Below are 18710 nucleotides of genomic sequence, written 5' to 3' on the forward strand. Positions count from 1 at the left end.
AGCTTAATAGTGAGTAAGTAACTCGGGTAGTTGAGAGAGGTCTTGAATCAGGTGATCTGGGTTCGACTGCTCGATAGGTTCACCATGGTTATACCCATATGGCAATGCAACAGACATGACTCCAGCATTCTTAGCAGCCAAGATGTCGTTTTTAGAATCACCAATCATGATCATCTCTGATTGAGAAACCTGCTGCTTGTCCATCAAGTGAGCCAGAGGCATTGGGTCGGGTTTCTTCTTAGCTAAGCTATCGCCACCTAAGACATCAACAAACAGATCCGCAATACCGTGCTGCTGAAGAATCTCTGGCACAAATTGGTATGGTTTATTGGTAATAATCGCTAATCGATAACCCGCCTGCTGCAAGCCAATTAATGACTCTTTCACCGTCGGGTAAAGCGTGCTGTTCGAGTGGCCACACTCGCCGTAAAAGCGGTCAAAAAGCTCTCTCGCTTCGCTTCTGCTTTCATCTGTCAGACTCGCATCAATCTCGATATTCTGGCTCAACGCACGCCCAACAAGTATATCAGCACCATTGCCGACCCACTCTCTCACTTGAGCTTCAGATACGCCTGGGCGATCCACGGCCTTCATTGCTAGATCAAGAGCGGCAGTCAAATCAGGAACGCTATCCAGTAGCGTTCCATCGAGATCAAATGCGAGAAGCTTAATAGTATTTGATGACAAGTTATTTCACCTTCGCCAGTTCAGCGCGCATTTCATCGATCACTTGCTTGTAATCAGGCTGGTTAAAGATAGCTGAGCCTGCAACAAACATGTCTGCGCCCGCTTCAGCAATCTCACGAATATTGTCGACCTTAACACCACCATCAATCTCTAGACGAATATCACGACCACTTGCGTCAATACGTTCACGCACAGCACGCAGTTTATCCAGAGTATTTGGAATGAAAGATTGGCCGCCAAAGCCCGGATTTACCGACATCAGCAAGATCATATCAACCTTGTCCATGATGTAGTCCAGGTGAGAAAGTGGTGTTGCAGGATTAAGTACCACACCCGCCTTACAGCCATGTTCTTTGATGAGTTGCAGAGTACGGTCAACGTGCTCAGACGCTTCAACGTGGAAGGTGATCATGCTTGCGCCAGCTTTGGCAAACTCAGGGACGATAGCATCTACCGGCTTAACCATTAGATGCACATCGATAGGTGCGGTAATTCCGTAGTCACGCAGTGCCTTACAAATCGGGGCACCAAAGGTCAGGTTTGGAACGTAGTGGTTGTCCATCACATCAAAATGCACCACATCGGCGCCAGCTGCGAGCACACGCTCAACATCTTCACCTAAGCGAGCAAAATCCGCGGATAAAATAGATGGAGCAATAAGAAAATCGGTCATACCTGTCCCCTGTATAAGGCGTTCAATTTGCGCGCAATTCTACAAAAGCAAACGATAAACTAAAAGGACAAATTTGAAATGATTATCATTGTTGCGATAACAAAGGGTAAATCAGTCGGCGCTGTTGAACAGTGCCAGCAGTTCGTCAACCTTATTTCGCCCGGCGCCATTGCGACTGATGGTACGCTTAACCTTAACCACATTCAGCTCTGCGCCGTGATATAAACGACGAGTTAACATGGTATCGTGATTAGAGATCAGCACAGGTATGCCACGCTTATTTGCGGTGCGCTCAGCAACATCAGCCAGAGCCGCTTGGTCATCCAAAGAGAAACCATTGCCCGAATAAGTGGTGAAGTTCGCCGTCGTTGATAGCGGAGCATAAGGAGGATCGCAGTAAACCACGCTTCCCTTACGAGCACGCTTGAAGGTTTCTAGGTAACCCTCGCAGACAAAGGTTGCCTTCTTCGCTTTCTCAGCAAAAAATTCTAGCTCTTGCTCTGGGAAATAAGGTTTTTTGTAGGAACCAAAGGGAACATTGAATCCACCCTTCTTGTTGTATCGACACAGGCCATTAAAACCAAATCGATTCATATACAGAAAAGCGACAGAGCGGAAAAGAATGTCATCGGTGGCGTTAAACTGTCTACGAACCTCTAAATACACCTCTTTCTGGTTGTATTCAGGCGTAAACATACGCTTGGCCTCATTGATATAAGGCTGCGGATCATTCTTCAAAAGGTTATAAAGATTGATAAGGTCTGGGTTAATGTCTGCAAGCAAATACTGCTCGTAGTCAGTATTTAAGAAAACCGAGCCTGCACCAACAAAAGGTTCAACCAGCTTTTTTGCTTGTGGCAGATGACGCTGAATATCATCAACGAGTCCATATTTGCCACCTGCCCACTTTAAAAAGGCTCGTTGTTTTTTCATTGCTGGTCTTCACTACCCATAATTTATAGGACGCGGAATGTAACATAAAACGAAACTCATCTCAGTGTTATTTTCCCGCTTCAACTTCTTTATGTACTTGTGCCATTGACTTAACCCAAGGGCCTACCTCTTGAACTGCCTCTGGCAATTGCACAATGCCTTGGCTAGCTTGCTTCACGTAACGATAGTCACCATGGGTTATGATGTACCATTTCTTTCCTGAGCGAAGCGTAGGGTAGATTCGAGTTTCATCCTGCATTTGGTGGGTATCAAGGAAGGATTGTACCTCGCGCATAGTTCTCAAAGCGCCAAGCTGAATGGTGTAGCGCTTCGCGCTTATTTCCATTAATTCTTCTCTAGCAAATGAAAAATTAACGGCACTATTTGCTGGTTTATCTTCGCTTTTGATCTTAGGTTCCAGTTTTTCAGAGGCTGGCTGCACAACCTGACTTTCAGTCTCTATTAGTGAATCCACAACCTCATCAGGAACGACCACGCGCTGTCTACCATTACTATTGTCAGCCAAGGTAACGGTTTTATCGGTCACGGGAGGAGGCAATTCCTTAGTGTCATCGACAAGGGTGTCTTGTTCTTTCACCGAGAAATCCGCAACCTCAGTGCTTTCACCTGAAAGCGATAGGTCATCTTTATTATCTACGCTTTCAGACGTTGTTATTGGAACAGGCTCACTATTGGTCGGCTTCCCTGATCCCGATAGCAACCACCAAGCGATAAGACCCAATAGAATCACCAGCAAGGTAATAATAACGCCAGATTTGGCAGAACCATTGTGCGAAGGCAGGGCTGATTTAGTTGATTTCACTTTATTTCCTAGAGCAATAAGCTCACCTGGGTATCGAGCACATCGTTGTGCTTTTTTGCGGATTTTGTCGCGTTTATCTAGGCTTTCAAATTTTCGAAGCACAATCAACTCTAAAAAGAACTCAGCTTCACTTTGACGAAGCGGAGCAACTTGAAGTTCTGTAGGTTGCACATTAAATTGCTGACTTAGTGGCAATATTTTCTTACTTAACAAGTCAGGGCCGCTAGCCAAAATCAAACTCAAAGTCCAAGTGGGGTGCGCTTGAATTCGCTCCACCAAGCTCCAGAGTAGAAGTAAATTCTCTTCCGATAGGAGACCTGCGTCATCAACCAAGATAACAAACTCAGTGGTCTGTAATCCTAGTTCGTTGTCGAGATTGTCAAAAAGACTGAGGTCGGCATCAATTGTGCCATTAGGGATAAGTTGCTGGAGTATCGCTTGCTTAATGTCTTTTTCGGACAAAGAAGCATCGCCTAACAATTTAGCTTTATAACGAGTAGACACGAAGTGCGAGAAGTAACGGTTGAGGAGCCAAGATTTACCTGCTCCCCTTGCGCCAATAAAGGTGACGAGATTTGAACCAAATCGAGTCATAAGACGCAGCTTATCAAGCAACTGCGACTGAGACTGTAATTCTAATGTCCTTGTTTTCTGAGCCTTGCTCATTAACTATCCCTATGTGTTACTTTATTCTCGCCCGTCCTCAATTGCTTGGTAGACATGGTCTAGGTCAATATCGCTGACAACCTTAGAGCTACCAATTGCGTCTGGTAATACTAAGCGTAGACGACCTGATAAAACTTTTTTGTCTCGCATCATATGCTTCATGAAGTCTTCACCCGACATACTCTCAGGGGTATGAACCGGCAGATGACAAGCTTCCAGTAATGATTTTATTCTATCTACATCAATAGAATCGAGCATACCAGCGTGAGCTGCAGCTCTTGCGGCCATCACAGTACCAGAAGAAACAGCCTCACCATGCAACCATTTACCATAACCCAATTCAGCCTCAATAGCATGACCAAAAGTATGACCCAGATTCAATAATGCTCGAACACCTGACTCTTTTTCATCTTGAGCAACGACATCGGCCTTAATTTGACAGCAGTTGGCTATGGCTTTAGTAATTGATGAGCTTTCCAGAGCGGTTAAAGACTGAATATGTTGTTCAATCCACTCAAAGAAAGGCTTATCAATAATAATACCGTACTTAACTACCTCTGCCATGCCAGCCGCAAACTCTCTGTCAGGTAGGGTTGCTAAGGTATCGATATCAATGATCACTGATTTTGGTTGATAGAAGGCACCAATCATATTCTTGCCTAGGGGGTGATTGACCGCGGTTTTACCACCAACGGAAGAATCCACCTGAGACAACAGAGTGGTTGGGATCTGAACAAAATCAACGCCACGTTGATAGCATGCAGCGACAAAACCGACTAAGTCACCAATTACACCGCCACCCAGTGCTACCAAGAGCACATCGCGACTGTAATTTTCTTCAAGCAAAAAGCTCATTACATCGTTGAAGGTTTCCAACGATTTGAACTGCTCACCGTCAGGAAGTTCTAGCACTCGGGTTTTACACCCTAGCTCAACAAACTGATGCTTAACTTTTTCAGCGTACAGAGGACCTACAGTTGTATTAGTGATAATAACAACTTGTTGTTGTGATAGGTCTTTAGATGATGGGAAAAGGCTTGAAAAGAGGGCTGGGTCACCCAATAACCCAGCGCCAATTGAAATCGGGTAGCTTCGCTCCCCTAAACTTACCGTGATCCGTTCCATGGGATGCACTCCTCAGTAAGATTAACGTTGGAAGATTAACGCTCTTCCAACATTTTAACGATCTGATTTGCAACTACTTTTGCGCTCTGATCATCAGTTTTAACTGTGTAGTCTGCAACTTCTTCATACTGCGGGTTACGCTGTGCAGCCAAAGCCTCAAGAACCTCACGAGGCTCATCAGTTTGCAGAAGCGGACGCTTTTTATCGCGGTTAGTACGAGCAAGTTGTTTTTCGATAGTAGTTTCTAAGTACACTACTACACCACGTGCAGATAGACGGTTGCGGTTTTCTTTACTCATTACTGAGCCGCCACCAGTCGCAAGAACGATACCCTGTTCTAGAGTAAGGTCGTTGATAACACCCTCTTCACGCTTACGGAAGCCTTCTTCGCCTTCCACATCAAATACCCAAGCGATATCAGCGCCAGTGCGGTCTTCGATTTCAGTATCAGAATCAACAAACTCCATGTGAAGTTGTTGTGCTAGGTGTCTACCTATTGTGCTTTTGCCGGCGCCCATTGGGCCAACAAGGAAAATATTACGTTTCTCAGCCATGTTCAGCAGTATATTACAACGTTAAAGTCAAATTACATCGCCATCTCTGTCACTGCTATAAAAGTCAGTGTTGATGAGTGGCGCCAAGTTCCTCACAGATGAATCGTGATAAGACCCGAAATTATCTGGATTTGCCATCAACAATGCAAATTATATTTTATCTTTTTTTGGAAACAGGATGGAAGGCGTGACAAATATCAGCAACTCACTGCGTCCAAACTTGTCAGAAGTGCGTTTAAAAAAGCGACCAAGCCAAGGAATATCAGATAGATAGGGCACCTTCTCCACATTGCGAGTGATGGTTTTCTGATAGATACCACCTAACACTATGGTCTCACCATTATTCACTAGAACTTGCGTTTGAATACGCTGGGTATCGATGGCGACTGATTCACCTATCCCTGTTTTCACCACTTGACCGGGTCTATCTTGGGTAACATGCAGGTCCAGAACCAGCTTATTGTCCGGGGTGATTTGAGGGACCACCTTTAAACTGAGCACCGCTTTTCGAAAAGAGATAGAGGTCGCGCCACTCGAGGCAGCCTCTAGATAAGGAATTTCGGAGCCTTGCTCAATATATGCAGGCCGTTTATTAGTGGTGATGAGTCTAGGACTAGAGATAATTTCCGCTCGCGATTCAGCTTGAAGGGCAGAAAGCTCTAGATCTAAGAGGGTATCAGAGCCTAGCTTTGCCAATTGAAAGGCTAAGGTTGACGCGTTCGGATTAGCAAGGCCTAGGTTCACATTTAGGTGATCCTCAAGTTCCACACTGCCCCTTGATGCCTCAATACTTGGGGTGATTTTTGAGTCGACATTGATGTTAGTAAACCCCCACCGCACTCCTATCTCATCTAACTCCCCCTCATTAATGGTCACTATTCTGGCTTCTATTTGGACTTGCTTTACAGGAATGTCGAGTGAGTCGATGATCTCGGTGATTCGTTGCAGATTGTCAGGGTGATCGTAAATTAACAGAGCATTGGTTCTTTCATCTACCGCAATCGAGCCAAGCTCAGAAACCGTGCCTACCTTGCGGTGATGATCGAGAATAGCGGCGATATCCGATGCCTTAGCGTATTTAATCGCAAACAATTGAGATTCGAGTTTGATCGGCGGGTTTACCGTTGGGAAGTCAGACTCAGAGAGTGATAGCGATAACGAGTCTTCCTTAGGCTCGACGGGAGGTAATTCTACTTGGTCATCTAGTGAAGAGAACCATTGAGGCTCGGAAGCCAAAGAAAATGGTCCGAAAGATAAGGTGATAACGAGTAAATAGATCGAGCGCATATTATTGAGACTCTGCGCTTTCAACTGTAAAAAAGCTCAACCTTAGTCGTCCATCAATCTTTGTCGTATCAACAGAGTGCCTAGACAGACTCAATTCCTTAATGGTGACCACTTCAGAAAAGCGAATACATCTTCTCAAGAACTGCGCTATCTCAGAGAAGTTTCCTTTCAGGTCTACCACTAGATGCTGACTATGCTGCTGTTGCTCCCATTGCCAAGACGATATCTCCATTGATGAATCAGTCAGACCAGATGATAGATAGTTAAACACAACCGTTTTGGATTGCGGGTTAGGTACAGAGACAGCTAGCTTTCGATACCGGTCTCGGTAATCAATTTTCTGGTCATCCAGCTGCTTCAACTTTCTCAAATACATAAGGTGACTCTGTTGTTGCAAAGCCAGTTCATCGAGTAGCTGTGCCTGAATGGCCTTATTGTGTTGCCCCCACACACACCAAAGGATCCCTCCAATAATAACGGCCATAGCAAGGCCGAAAGTGTTGACCCACTTTGTAGGAAGCTGGAATAAACGTCGCCAATCATAAAACAGCAACCAACTCAAAATGAGTTACTGCCTAGCTGGAATGAAATTTTGAACTGATTTGAGCCTTCGCCTTTTTCGGTCACTATTGGCATCAATTGTTCAATTTGTAGATGCCTTACCTGAGCCTCACTGGCCAAACCATCAATAAATGGTCTCAATTGATAAAGAGCCTCGACACTTCCTTCTATGACGCATTCTTGCATCAGACAATGGAGCGCTAGCAAGCTGACACCCTCGATTGAAGATTTGTCAGGTAACACATCGATAGGTAAAGGTAACTGTCTGAGGCGTTGCTGGTTTTGCAATCGGGTAAGCCTCTTTTGCCACAGCGCTTGCTCGTTGTTCTCCTGCGTTTCATCTGCGTAAATCGTCTTTACTTTGATCACTTCTGATTGAAGGGTGTTCAACTCAAATTCGAGATTATGTTGATACTGCCGCTCCAGAAAAGAAACGGCTATAAACCCTAGTATGGTAAGTAAACTTGGCACACTAACTCGGGTGAAGAACCTCCACTTCTGCTGATATGCTTGTTCCTCTCGCCAGGGAAGTAGGTTAATCATTGAGAAGCCCTAGACCAACTGTAAGCGCCCATTGCGCACGCTAACGCTGGGTAATAGGTGGCAAAAGAAGTTAAGCCTTTTCCAGTATGGGTAAGCGACGCATCAACTAAGTTGATTTCTGGGTTATGCATGAACAACTTATTGAGTTCAGCAATCCTATCTACATCTCCATAGACAAGTAAGGTCACGCTCTCCTTATCCGTATCGGCTGATAAGTTGGCAAAAGTATGAGTTGGGCTCTGAAAAAGCTCAGATGGACTCTGCTTTGTCATATCAAAAACCATCGGCAGATTTTGTTGATTGAGTGATACCACCATTCGACCTTCCGTTATTTCGATAAAACCATCCGCCCTATTTTCATCAGGTAACCCAAGCTCATTGCTCAACGCATGAAGATCAGTCAATACCCAGCCCACTACATCTACCGACAGTGCACATCGGCCCAACAAGCGAGTAAGTGCTTCTTTTTTACAAATGTAGAGCTCAAGCTTCTGCTCGCCATTAGTAATCTCACTCTTTCTGTAATCATGTAACAGTTCCTCCTTGGTGATAGCGCTAGAGAGCTGCTCCTGAACGTGCATTAAGGTCTCGTCTTCGGATAACGATGCATTTATTACAGAACTTTTACTTAACACCTCTTCAAAATTAAGGCTTATTGACACACAATTTCGCCATCTAGGTAACCGCTTTTTTAACTGTGCCCATGCGCTTTTCCAGTCTTGTTTTTCTTCCCATAAAAAAGTGAAGGAAGCGTCTATTTTCCAGCCAGTTTTGCGACGGCGGATCACGACACAATCAAGCTTATTTTGGCGCACCGAAATGCCGGAAAACGTGGAATAAAGCATACAAATCCCTATTAAATGCGATAAAGATCAAAAATATAGGTAGCAGGGTAAAAAAGGGGTTACACTAAGTTATTGTTTACGCTCGTTATAAAACTGAGCAAATTTCAATCTTCCAAAAACAAGGAAACTTGGGTGAAGTTCATAAAGATTACATTGGTCCTTGCACTGGCTTGCATAGTTCTTGGGCTAGGTACAATTTTTGGTTTTTATTACTACCTAAAACCACAATTGCCAGATGTGGCAACGTTGAAAGATGTTGAACTACAGACACCGATGCAGGTGTATACACACGATGGAAAACTGATTGCTCAGTTTGGTGAAAAACGCCGTATTCCTCTTACGTTGGACGAAATGCCACAAGAGTTAGTCGATGCGGTTATTGCCACCGAGGACAGTCGTTTCTACGAACACTTTGGCTTTGACCCAATTGGTATTACCCGTGCCGCAATCGCAGTTATCTCAACAGGTTCTGCCAGCCAAGGTGCAAGTACCATTACCCAGCAGTTAGCCAGAAACTTCTTCTTGTCCAACGAGAAGAAAATAATGCGTAAAATCAAAGAGATATTTATCGCAGTCCATATTGAGCAACTGCTGACTAAGCAAGAAATCCTTGAGCTTTACCTGAACAAAATTTACCTAGGACACCGCTCCTATGGTGTAGGTGCTGCGGCGCAGGTTTACTTCGGTAAAGAGCTGAAAGATTTGAGCCTAGGTGAACTTGCTGTCATTGCAGGCCTACCTAAGGCCCCGTCAACCATGAACCCAATCTACTCAATCGATCGTGCCACCACACGTCGAAACGTAGTGTTAGGTCGCATGCTAAGCGAGAAAAAAATCACTCAAGCGCAATTTGATGAAGCCCGTGCCGAGGATCTAACCGGCGAAGCGCACGGCGCAGAAATTCAAGTACGTGCACCCTATGTAGCAGAGATTGCTCGTGCATGGATGGTGAAGAAGTTTGGTGAAGAAGAAGCGTATACCTCTGGCATGCGCATCTACACAACCGTTGATTCTAAGCTGCAAAACGCTGCCAATATCGCCGCGGTTAATAATCTTATTAGCTACGATGAACGTCACGGTTATCGCGGTGAAGAAAAGGTTGCTTGGGAGCCTTCTGCGACAGCAATGGACCAGGATGAAATTCAAAAATACCTTCGTTCTCAACCTAGCTATGGCGCTATGCGCCCAGCAGTCGTCACCAAAGTAGAAGGCAAAACCGCTCAGGTTTTTGTTAAGAGTCATGGCTACCAAACCATTGAATGGGATGGCATGAGTTGGGCTCGCCGCTACAAAACAGATGAAAGACAAGGCCCCGCACCAAAAAGCGCTTCTGACATCGTCGAAGTGGGTCAGCAAGTGTGGGTTCGTCCAACCGATATTGCTCGCACTTTAACCCCCGCCCCTACCACTGAGGCAGAGGAAGAAGCGACAGAAGAGCAGCAACCTATCGTGTGGCGTTTAAGCCAGATCCCGAATGCGAATACGGCGATGGTGTCTATTGAACCTACATCAGGTCGTGTTACCTCTCTGGTGGGTGGCTTTAACTTTGTACACAATAAGTTTAACCGTGCCACTCAGTCTCTACGTCAGGTGGGCTCTAGCATCAAGCCATTCATCTATTCTGCGGCAATCGATGACGGCATGACTCTAGCGACCTTGATCAACGACGCCCCTATCAACCAATGGGATGAAAGTGCAGGTACGGCATGGCGACCTAAGAACTCACCACCAACCTACCTTGGCCCAACACGTCTTCGTATTGGTCTTGCTCAATCGAAAAACGTTATGGCGGTTCGTGTATTGCGCTCTGTAGGTCTTGACGATACACGTGACTACCTCACTCGCTTTGGCTTTGCTAAGAAGAATACTCCGCGCTCAGAGACCATTGCTTTGGGTGCAGGTAGCTTAACGCCGGTACAGATGGCGCAGGGTTATTCAGTATTTGCCAACGGCGGCTACTATGTAGAGCCTTTCTACATTGAGCGCGTTGAAAACCCATACGGTGAAGTGCGCTTCGAAGCAAACCCAACGGTTATCTGTAAAAAGAACTGTGACAAAGAGTTAGTAAGCGATGTTTCAGAGTATGCTGAAAACAAAGACATCGAGCTAACCGAGTTGACCAATGAGGAAGGCGAAAAGGTAGAGTCAGTAGACGACACGCCTCGCTATGCACCTCGAGTTATCACACCACAAACGGCATTCCTGGTGCGTGAAATGATGTACAGCAATGTTTGGGGTGGCGGCAACTGGTCTAAAGGCACTGGCTGGAACGGTACAGGTTTCCGCGCCCAAGCCCTAAAACGCCGAGATGTTGGCGGTAAGACTGGTACTACTAACTCTTCGAAAGATGCTTGGTACAGCGGCTATGGTCCAAACGTAGTTGCGGTAACTTGGGTGGGCTTCGATAGCCATGATCGTAACCTTGGCCGTACTGAGAAAAACTCTAACCTAGGTAAGAGCCAGATTTCTGGCGGTGAAGCCGGCGCTCGAACCGCTCAACCAGCATGGGTCGACTTCATGAAGGTAGCGCTAGAAGATACACCAGTACAGCGCAAGCGTGTACCACGCAAGATTATTCAAGCACGTATTGATCGTAGCTCTGGATTACTGACTCAAAAAGCAGATGAAACGTCTCGCTTTGAGTACTTCTTGCAAGGCACTGCGCCAACTGAGTATGAACCAGACAACTCCAGCAATAGCCTATACGGTGACGATATTTTCTCCAGTGGTGCCTCAGATGATGAGGACAGCGAAGACAGTGGAAGCTTGTTCTAGCAAACAGTAATAAAGACCCGGCTCATTTGGCCGGGTCTTTTCTTTTTAGTTCAGGCAATCTGAGATGTAACGAGCCAAGGATTCAAATCTCGGCTTGAACGGTGAACCAGGGCGATAAGCCAGCACAAGCTTGCGACACGGCGTTGGGTTTTCCGCCGGAATATAACTCACGCCATCCTTAGACTTTTCGTGGGGCACGGCAAGCTCAGGCAACAGGGTAATGCCACTGCCTGCTGCTACCATATTCCTTAAGGTCTCTAAACTGGTTGCCTTAAATCGCTGATCGTCTTCAGCGCCAGCGGCAAAGCAGTATCCTAGTGCTTGATCCCTCAAGCAGTGCCCATCCCCTAAAGACAGCACGGTATTGCCATTGAGTTTTTGCATATCAAAGCTCGACAGTCCTCCCCACGGATGATTCTCTGGAACCGCGATCATCAATGGCTCTTCGTAGATCTCAAGCTCCTTAAAATGCTCCGTTTCCTTAACCGCAGCCAAGATAAGGCAGTCTAGCTTCCCTTCTTCTAACTGCGCCACTAATTGATGGGTTTGCGCTTCATAGAGGAATAACTCTAGATCAGGGAAGTCTTGTTTTATCTTTGGGACAATCAACGGCATCAGGTATGGACCTACTGTAGGAATAAAGCCGATATGTATCGGCCCCTCCATAGAATCTCCCTGTGCACTCGCCATCTCAGTGAACTGCTTTACCTCTGCCAGTATCTTCTTGGCCTGCCCCACCAGCAAGAGTCCAGCATCAGTAAACAATACCTTGCGGCTGCTGCGCTCCAATAGAGCTGTACCCAGTTCGTCTTCTAGTTTACGAATCTGCCCACTCAAGGTCGGTTGGCTGACAAAACACGCCTCTGCGGCTTTTCGAAAGTGCTTATGCTCAGCTAAAGACACTAAATATTCAAAATCTCTAATGTTCATTTCTTTGATCTCGATAAGATTTATCTATTGAAACCATAGCATCAAACGATTATACCTATCAAAAGAAATCGCTAATAATGGCTCCAACAAAACAGAAAAGGGCTAAGTCCCTAACTCAAATAATTAAAAGGACATCACTATGTTTGCATCTAAAGAAGGTCAAGCTGTACCACAAGTTACATTCCCTGTTCGCGTTGGTGACGCATTCACTCAAGTAACCACTGACGACATCTTTAAAGATAAAACTGTTATTTTATTCAGCCTACCAGGCGCGTTTACTCCAACATGTTCATCTAGCCACCTACCTCGCTTTAACGAGCTGTTCCCTGTATTCAAAGAGCACGGCGTTGATGAGATTGTCTGTGTATCAGTCAACGATACCTTCGTAATGAACGCTTGGAAAGAAGACCAAGAAGCAGAAAACATTCGCTTCATCCCAGACGGTAACGGTGACTTTACTGATGGCATGGGTCTACTCGTTGATAAGAAAGAACTAGGCTTTGGTAAACGCTCATGGCGCTACAGCATGCTGGTTAAAAACGGCGTTGTAGAGAAAATGTTCATCGAGCCAAACGAGCCAGGCGACCCGTTCAAGGTTTCTGATGCAGATACTATGCTTAACTACATTGCTCCTGAATACAAAGCGCAAGAGTCAATCACAGTATTTACCAAACCAGGCTGTCCTTTCTGTGCAAAAGCGAAACAAAACCTAATCGACAAGAGTCTTCAATATGAAGAAGTTGTATTGGGTAAAGACGCAACCACAGTATCGCTACGTGCAATCACTGGTCGCTCTACAGTGCCACAAGTCTTCATCGGCGGTAAGCACATCGGTGGTAGCGAAGAGCTTGAAACATACCTAGCGTAAGCACTTCGTAACAAAGACCGATTCAATATAAGGCCCGCAAAACGGCGGGCCTAGTTGATATACCCAAGTGATATTAAGCCAGGTTTACCTAACTATCAGTGAACCCTTGGTTATATGAACTAACACAGAATTTTTAGAGGTTTCCATGAAGACATTGAACGTCGACGTAGCAGTAATTGGTGGTGGCACAGCAGGCCTTGGGGCTTATCGTGCGGCCAAAGCTCACACAGATTCGGTAGTAATGATCGAAGGTGGTCCTTACGGTACGACCTGTGCACGAGTAGGCTGCATGCCTTCTAAGCTACTGATTGCAGCAGCTGAGAGCGTCCACCAAATTGAGAAAGCACCGCAATTTGGTGTGCATCCTCAAGGTGATATCCATATTGATGGTAAGCAGGTTATGCAGCGTATCAAGAGCGAGCGCGACCGCTTTGTTGGGTTTGTTCTAGAGGGTGTCGATGAGATCCCTGCGGAAGATAAAATTCGTGGTTACGCTCAATTTATTGATAACTCAACACTGGTTGTAGACGGCCACACACAAATCAATGCTCAGCGCATTGTCATTGCGACAGGTTCAAGACCCGCTTATCCAGCAGTATGGAATGAGCTAGGTGATAGACTGGTCATCAATGATGATGTCTTCGACTGGGATGATCTTCCTCAATCTGTGGCTGTATTTGGCCCAGGCGTGATTGGCCTGGAACTAGGTCAGGCTCTGCACCGCCTAGGCGTTGAAGTGAAGGTGTTTGGTGTAGGCGGGCAAGTTGGCCCACTAACCGACCCAGAGGTCATGGCATACGCAGATAAGACCTTCCAAGAAGAGTTCTATCTGGATGCCGATGTAAAAGTAGAGAGAATGGTTCGCAATGAAGACAAAGTTGAGATCGACTTCATCAACCGCTCGGGTGAAACAGAACGCTTTGAAGTGGATTTCGTTTTGGCTGCTACTGGCCGTCGCCCGAATGTTGATAATCTAGGGTTAGAAAATACTCCGGTTGAATTGGATGCGAAAGGAGTACCGACAGCTGACCCATACACAATGCAGACCTCGGTAGAGAACATCTTTATCTCAGGTGATGCAAGCAATCAAATCCCATTGCTTCACGAAGCTGCGGATCAAGGGCGTATCGCTGGCGATAACGCGGGACGCTTCCCGGATATCCGAGCAGGCTTGCGTCGCTCGACTATCTCAGCAGTCTTCAGCGATCCGCAGATTGCAATGGTAGGTGAATCTTTGCGCCAAATCTCACAGCGTCTGGGCACCTGTGGCTGCTTTGAAACAGGAACCGTATCCTTTGAAGGCCAAGGCCGCTCTCGCGTTATGCTACGCAACAAGGGCATCTTGAATGTCTATGGTGAGCAAGGAACTGGACGTTTCTTGGGGGCGGAGATGATGGGACCCAACGCAGAGCATTTAGCACACCTACTTGCATGGGCGCACCAAAACAAGATGACCATCTCTCAAATGCTGGATATGCCTTTCTATCACCCAGTGATCGAAGAGGGTGTTCGAACTGCACTAAGGGACCTAAACGCTAAACTGCACCTAGGCCCCGAGATGATTAAGCACTGCCTAGACTGTGGCCCTGGCTGTTAATCACCCAATTTGAATCAATCTAGCCTGCGACATTTTTCTTTCGAATAAGTGTTGCAGGCTTTTTTTATTTTTCAGCAGCAACCACTGAAATTTCCACCAGCAAGGCCTCTCTTGCCATATCAGCAGTCACACAGGCTCTCGCCGGAGCATGCCCTTCTGGAACCCATGCATCCCATACTGCATTCATCTCTTGGAAATCCTGCATATCTTTCAGATAGATAGTGGCTGAAAGCATATGCTTTTTATCACTACCTGACTCTAGCAATAGCTCCTCAACCTTATCCAACATGGTTTGCGTTTGTTCTGTGATGTCTTGAGTTGCATCTGCACAGACCTGACCACAAAGGTAAATCGTGCCGTTATGCTTTACGATGCGACTCATGCGCTGTTTGGTTTGTTGGCGTTCAATCATGGGGTGTTGCTCTCTTGAAAACAAAAAAAGCATTGTAGAGAAAATTTGCGCCGAAGGGATAGGCATTTAGCGTCAAAAAGAAGGGATTTGAGAAGTGAACTGCATAGAAAACAAAAGGCCCCTGAACTATCTCTGTTCAAGGGCCGTCTTAGAAACTGTCTAAGAAAAGCAGTGGTACAGTAATAGACCCTGCCCTTCCCAGTGAGTTCCTTTTAATTTCAACTTTTCGAGCTTTAGCTTAAGCCACGTTTACCTTAACGATCACTTGCTCATTGAGATTGAACTCAAGAGCCACCTCATCACAAGCGTGCTGACGAGGACATTGCTCACAGTCTTTGAGTACCTTCTCAGGCAGTAGCATCTTCGAGGTCGGAATAAAGCTGTGCTTCATAAAGAACTCAGGTGTACGAGTCAGTACAAAGACTTTCTTAATAGCCATTTGGCGCGCACGATCAACTAGGTGCTGCACAATAGCTGTGCCCTGCCCTTGACCTTGCCAGCCTGCTTCAACACCCAGAGAGCGAATCTCAGCAAGCCCTGAGTCATAGACATACAAGGATGCACAGCCCGTCACTTCACCATGATGCTCGGCGACCGCAAAGGAGCCGATATCGCGAATAAGCTCACTACGATTACGAGGTAGGTTCTCACCAAGACCAGCCCAGTACGCCACCATGCCTTCTAGGGTATCGATGTCCGTTAAGCGAGCCGCACGCACTTTCACCCCAGAGGTGTCTCTTTGCTCTAAACGCTGCTGAGCTTGATCTACCGCGTAAGCGACTTGTGTTGGACTCACGCCGCCCAGAGCAGAACGCTTTTCAAGACAAGAATCTATGGTCAGAATATCGTACACATCATTTTCAATGACCTCAGAGAACTGTTTTAGCTCTTCGAGGGTAAGCTCTTCCAGCGCGCAGCCTTTAGAAATCGCTGCAACCACTGCTACGCCTACAATATGGTGCGCTTCACGGAATGGTATGCCTTTCGCCACTAGGTAGTCCGCAAGCTCGGTGGAGTTAGCATAACCTTGCTTAGCAGCTTCAAGCGTACGCTCACCGTTAACCTTGATGCCTTCAAAGCACAGTGCGGCCATTTCCATGCAGTCATTCCAAGTATCTAAGGCGTCGAATAGGCCTTCCTTGTCTTCTTGCATGTCTTTGTTGTACGCCAGTGGCAAAGCCTTAACTGTCATCATCATGCCAGCCAAAGAGCCGTACACACGACCGCACTTACCACGAATTAACTCTAGTGCATCAGGGTTCTTCTTCTGAGGCATCAGTGATGAACCTGAGGTCACTGTATCGGCTAATTCAATAAAGTTAGATTCGCCAGAGTTGTAGAAGATCATATCTTCAGCTAAGCGAGATAGATGCAGCATAGAAAGTGATGCAATAGACATTAGCTCCATCACATGGTCACGGTCTGATACTGAATCTAAGCTGTTACGGGTGGCGCGACGAAAGCCAAGAGAATGAGCCAGCTGCTCTCTATCCATTGGATAAGCGGTACCCGCAAGAGCGCCAGAGCCCAAAGGACAAGTATCAAGGCGCTTGATAGCATCGCTTAATCTTGAGTAATCACGCTCAAGCATCTCGACATACGCAAGACACCAGTGAGCAAATGTCACTGGCTGTGCACGTTGCAAGTGCGTGTAGCCTGGCAGAACAGTGCCTTGGTGTTGCTCTGCTACTGAAACCATCTTGGTTTGCAGCTTATCAAGAGCAATCAGCAGTTGGTTGCCTTGCTGACGACACCAAAGTTTTAGATCCGTAGCCACCTGATCATTACGAGAACGACCGGTATGCAATTTTTTACCAAGGTCGCCCACCTTACCGATAAGCTGCTGCTCAACCCACGAGTGGATATCTTCAGCGTCAGAGTGAAGGATCTGCTCTGGATCCTCCATCACTTCAAGCTTCAACTCATTAAGCGCCAGTTCAAGCTTCTGTTGTTCTTCTTCGGTCAGGACATCAACAGAATGCAGAGCCTTAGACCAAGCGATCGAACCTACAATGTCTTGCTCAGCCAATCGGTAATCAAAGCGAAGTGAATCGTTGAACTGTTTAAACCGAGTGTCTGCTGCTTGGGTAAATCTACCGCCCCATAATGCCATTGTTTTCTCCTGAAATTCCTTGGTCTAGTGCTTACTGTATTCTATTTTTGACGCTATTTCTTTAGTTCGTTGAGAGCGCGGATTCTGCTTGAAAGCGAGTATAGACGGATAAAGCCTTCCGCATGGCTCTGGTCGTACACTTCATCTTCGCCAAATGTAGCAAACTCTTCCGAGTAAAGGCTATTGTCAGAACGCTTCTGAATGACAGTTGCGTGTCCTTTGTACAATTTGATAACCACTTCACCGTTAACGTCTTGAGCTAGCTCTTCTGTAGCGGCAAGAATTGAGCTGCATAGCGGAGTAAACCAACGCCCATCGTACACTAGGTGAGAGGCTTTAACGCCCAACTCTTCACGGAATTCAAAAGCGGCTTTATCAAGCACCAGTTGCTCTACCGCACGCAGTGCTTCCATGATGATGGTGCCACCCGGAGTTTCGTAGCAGCCACGAGACTTCATGCCCACAAGACGGTTTTCTACGATATCGATACGACCAACGCCGTGCTTAGCACCTTTTTCATTTAGGTAAACCAGCGCGTTGTATGGCGTCATTTTCTCGCCATCAATTTCAGTCACTTCGCCTTTTTCAACCTTAACGGTCACCGTCTCTGATTCGTTTGGCGCTTGCTCTGGATCTACGGTCCATGCCCAGCAATCTTCGTTTGGCGCATTCCACGTATCTTCTAATACGCCGCCTTCTGTTGAGATATGCCATGCATTTGCATCACGAGAGTAGATCTTGGTCAACGATGCAGAACACGGGATATTACGCTCAGCAAGGTAATCTAGACACTCTTCACGGCTCACTAAATCCCACTCACGCCAAGGGGCAATCACATGTAGGTCTGGTGCTAGAGCAGCAAATGCGCCCTCAAAGCGAACTTGGTCATTACCCTTACCAGTACAACCATGACACAGTGCATCAGCACCCACTTTACGCGCTACTTCTACCTGCGCTTTTGCGATGATAGGACGAGCCATCGAGGTACCTAGCAGGTATTTACCTTCGTAGCATGCACCCGTCTTAAGGGTTGGGAAGATGTAGTCTGCAACCATTTCTTCTTTAAGATCAGCAATGTAGCAAGAAGATGCGCCCGATGCTTTCGCTTTCTCTTCAATGCCCTGTAGTTCTTCTTCGCCCTGACCTACATCAGCAACAAACGCCACAACCTCACAGTCATAGTTCTCTTTAAGCCAAGGAATGATCACTGAAGTGTCCAAACCACCTGAATAGGCAACGACAACCTTATTTACGCTTACTTTGCTCATAATAAATTCTCCGATAAGTAGGAAGGTTGTTGTTGCAACATTCCTAGTAA

The 18710-nt window shown here is 46.3% G+C and carries 16 protein-coding genes and 1 pseudogene; 3 read left to right on the forward strand and 14 right to left on the reverse strand.

Annotation, left to right across the window (positions count from 1 at the left end):
• Nucleotides 1–3 precede the first annotated feature (3 nt).
• The 10 genes and pseudogenes from OCU35_RS12225 to OCU35_RS12270 form a co-directional block, all read right to left on the reverse strand.
• Nucleotides 4–687, reverse strand: a complete 684-nt coding sequence (locus OCU35_RS12225; protein ID WP_261825422.1) for a phosphoglycolate phosphatase — start codon at nt 685–687, stop codon at nt 4–6.
• Nucleotide 688: 1 nt separating this feature from the next.
• Nucleotides 689–1360: a ribulose-phosphate 3-epimerase gene (rpe, locus tag OCU35_RS12230; protein WP_017029439.1), complete on the reverse strand. Its 672-nt coding sequence runs from the start codon at nt 1358–1360 to the stop codon at nt 689–691.
• A 111-nt stretch (nt 1361–1471) separates the two neighbouring features.
• Nucleotides 1472–2293 (reverse strand): Dam family site-specific DNA-(adenine-N6)-methyltransferase, encoded by an 822-nt coding sequence (locus tag OCU35_RS12235; RefSeq protein ID WP_017242614.1) that lies wholly within the window; start codon nt 2291–2293, stop codon nt 1472–1474.
• A 67-nt stretch (nt 2294–2360) separates the two neighbouring features.
• Nucleotides 2361–3782 (reverse strand): SPOR domain-containing protein, encoded by a 1422-nt coding sequence (locus OCU35_RS12240; RefSeq protein WP_261825423.1) that lies wholly within the window; start codon nt 3780–3782, stop codon nt 2361–2363.
• Nucleotides 3783–3803: 21 nt separating this feature from the next.
• On the reverse strand, nt 3804–4907 hold the full coding sequence (gene aroB / locus OCU35_RS12245) for a 3-dehydroquinate synthase (RefSeq protein ID WP_017029436.1): 1104 nt from the start codon (nt 4905–4907) through the stop codon (nt 3804–3806).
• A 35-nt stretch (nt 4908–4942) separates the two neighbouring features.
• Entirely contained in the window at nt 4943–5461 is a 519-nt protein-coding gene (aroK, locus tag OCU35_RS12250; RefSeq protein WP_017029435.1) for a shikimate kinase AroK, read from the reverse strand.
• Nucleotides 5462–5611: 150 nt separating this feature from the next.
• A pseudogene (locus tag OCU35_RS12255) lies at nt 5612–6568 on the reverse strand (type IV pilus secretin PilQ); the annotation flags it as partial.
• A 181-nt stretch (nt 6569–6749) separates the two neighbouring features.
• A complete protein-coding gene (pilO, locus tag OCU35_RS12260; protein ID WP_241902708.1) occupies nt 6750–7232 on the reverse strand; it encodes a type 4a pilus biogenesis protein PilO in 483 nt (160 codons plus the stop codon).
• 74 nt (nt 7233–7306) lie between these two features.
• Nucleotides 7307–7852, reverse strand: a complete 546-nt coding sequence (locus OCU35_RS12265) for a PilN domain-containing protein (protein WP_261825424.1) — start codon at nt 7850–7852, stop codon at nt 7307–7309.
• Nucleotides 7849–8697 (reverse strand): hypothetical protein, encoded by an 849-nt coding sequence (locus OCU35_RS12270; RefSeq protein ID WP_261825425.1) that lies wholly within the window; start codon nt 8695–8697, stop codon nt 7849–7851. Before OCU35_RS12270 ends, OCU35_RS12265 begins: the two co-directional genes overlap by 4 nt.
• Before the next feature lie 132 nt (nt 8698–8829).
• On the opposite strand from OCU35_RS12270, the gene OCU35_RS12275 reads away from it, so the two are divergent.
• A complete protein-coding gene (locus OCU35_RS12275; RefSeq protein WP_065599361.1) occupies nt 8830–11472 on the forward strand; it encodes a penicillin-binding protein 1A in 2643 nt (880 codons plus the stop codon).
• A 45-nt stretch (nt 11473–11517) separates the two neighbouring features.
• Here the strand turns inward: OCU35_RS12275 and oxyR are convergent, their stop codons facing one another.
• Nucleotides 11518–12402, reverse strand: coding sequence for a DNA-binding transcriptional regulator OxyR (gene oxyR, locus OCU35_RS12280; protein WP_017029429.1), 885 nt, complete (start codon nt 12400–12402; stop codon nt 11518–11520).
• Between the two features lie 139 nt (nt 12403–12541).
• Between oxyR and OCU35_RS12285 the strand changes: the two genes are divergently transcribed.
• Together OCU35_RS12285 and OCU35_RS12290 are read left to right on the forward strand one after the other, a co-directional pair.
• A complete protein-coding gene (locus tag OCU35_RS12285) occupies nt 12542–13270 on the forward strand; it encodes a glutathione peroxidase (RefSeq protein ID WP_261825426.1) in 729 nt (242 codons plus the stop codon).
• Between the two features lie 145 nt (nt 13271–13415).
• The gene (locus OCU35_RS12290; RefSeq protein ID WP_017029427.1) at nt 13416–14867 is read left to right on the forward strand and encodes a dihydrolipoyl dehydrogenase; all 1452 of its coding nucleotides are present in this window, start codon (nt 13416–13418) and stop codon (nt 14865–14867) included.
• A 64-nt stretch (nt 14868–14931) separates the two neighbouring features.
• Here the strand turns inward: OCU35_RS12290 and OCU35_RS12295 are convergent, their stop codons facing one another.
• From OCU35_RS12295 to OCU35_RS12305, 3 genes are all read right to left on the reverse strand, one after another.
• Nucleotides 14932–15279 carry a RidA family protein gene (locus tag OCU35_RS12295; protein WP_102367279.1) on the reverse strand — a complete coding sequence of 116 codons (348 nt, stop codon included), beginning with the start codon at nt 15277–15279 and terminating at the stop codon, nt 14932–14934.
• Nucleotides 15280–15517: 238 nt separating this feature from the next.
• The gene (gene argH / locus OCU35_RS12300; RefSeq protein ID WP_017029425.1) at nt 15518–17392 is read right to left on the reverse strand and encodes an argininosuccinate lyase; all 1875 of its coding nucleotides are present in this window, start codon (nt 17390–17392) and stop codon (nt 15518–15520) included.
• Nucleotides 17393–17445: 53 nt separating this feature from the next.
• Complete coding sequence (locus OCU35_RS12305) at nt 17446–18660, reverse strand: argininosuccinate synthase (protein WP_017029424.1); 1215 nt, start codon at nt 18658–18660, stop codon at nt 17446–17448.
• Between the last annotated feature and the right edge of the window lie 50 nt (nt 18661–18710).

Source organism: Vibrio breoganii (assembly GCF_024346795.1).
Lineage (GTDB): Bacteria > Pseudomonadota > Gammaproteobacteria > Enterobacterales > Vibrionaceae > Vibrio > Vibrio breoganii.

What these genes read in the sequence shown, in the direction of transcription:
- OCU35_RS12295 (WP_102367279.1), bottom strand. Translation starts at nt 15,279, where the DNA reads ATGATTGAACGCCAACAAACCAAACAGCGCATGAGTCGCATCGTAAAG.
- aroB (WP_017029436.1), bottom strand. Translation starts at nt 4,907, where the DNA reads ATGGAACGGATCACGGTAAGTTTAGGGGAGCGAAGCTACCCGATTTCA.
- OCU35_RS12240 (WP_261825423.1), bottom strand. Translation starts at nt 3,782, where the DNA reads ATGAGCAAGGCTCAGAAAACAAGGACATTAGAATTACAGTCTCAGTCG.
- oxyR (WP_017029429.1), bottom strand. Translation starts at nt 12,402, where the DNA reads ATGAACATTAGAGATTTTGAATATTTAGTGTCTTTAGCTGAGCATAAG.
- argH (WP_017029425.1), bottom strand. Translation starts at nt 17,392, where the DNA reads ATGGCATTATGGGGCGGTAGATTTACCCAAGCAGCAGACACTCGGTTT.
- OCU35_RS12285 (WP_261825426.1), top strand. Translation starts at nt 12,542, where the DNA reads ATGTTTGCATCTAAAGAAGGTCAAGCTGTACCACAAGTTACATTCCCT.
- OCU35_RS12305 (WP_017029424.1), bottom strand. Translation starts at nt 18,660, where the DNA reads ATGAGCAAAGTAAGCGTAAATAAGGTTGTCGTTGCCTATTCAGGTGGT.
- pilO (WP_241902708.1), bottom strand. Translation starts at nt 7,232, where the DNA reads ATGGCCGTTATTATTGGAGGGATCCTTTGGTGTGTGTGGGGGCAACAC.
- OCU35_RS12265 (WP_261825424.1), bottom strand. Translation starts at nt 7,852, where the DNA reads ATGATTAACCTACTTCCCTGGCGAGAGGAACAAGCATATCAGCAGAAG.
- OCU35_RS12235 (WP_017242614.1), bottom strand. Translation starts at nt 2,293, where the DNA reads ATGAAAAAACAACGAGCCTTTTTAAAGTGGGCAGGTGGCAAATATGGA.
- OCU35_RS12290 (WP_017029427.1), top strand. Translation starts at nt 13,416, where the DNA reads ATGAAGACATTGAACGTCGACGTAGCAGTAATTGGTGGTGGCACAGCA.
- OCU35_RS12270 (WP_261825425.1), bottom strand. Translation starts at nt 8,697, where the DNA reads ATGCTTTATTCCACGTTTTCCGGCATTTCGGTGCGCCAAAATAAGCTT.
- aroK (WP_017029435.1), bottom strand. Translation starts at nt 5,461, where the DNA reads ATGGCTGAGAAACGTAATATTTTCCTTGTTGGCCCAATGGGCGCCGGC.
- rpe (WP_017029439.1), bottom strand. Translation starts at nt 1,360, where the DNA reads ATGACCGATTTTCTTATTGCTCCATCTATTTTATCCGCGGATTTTGCT.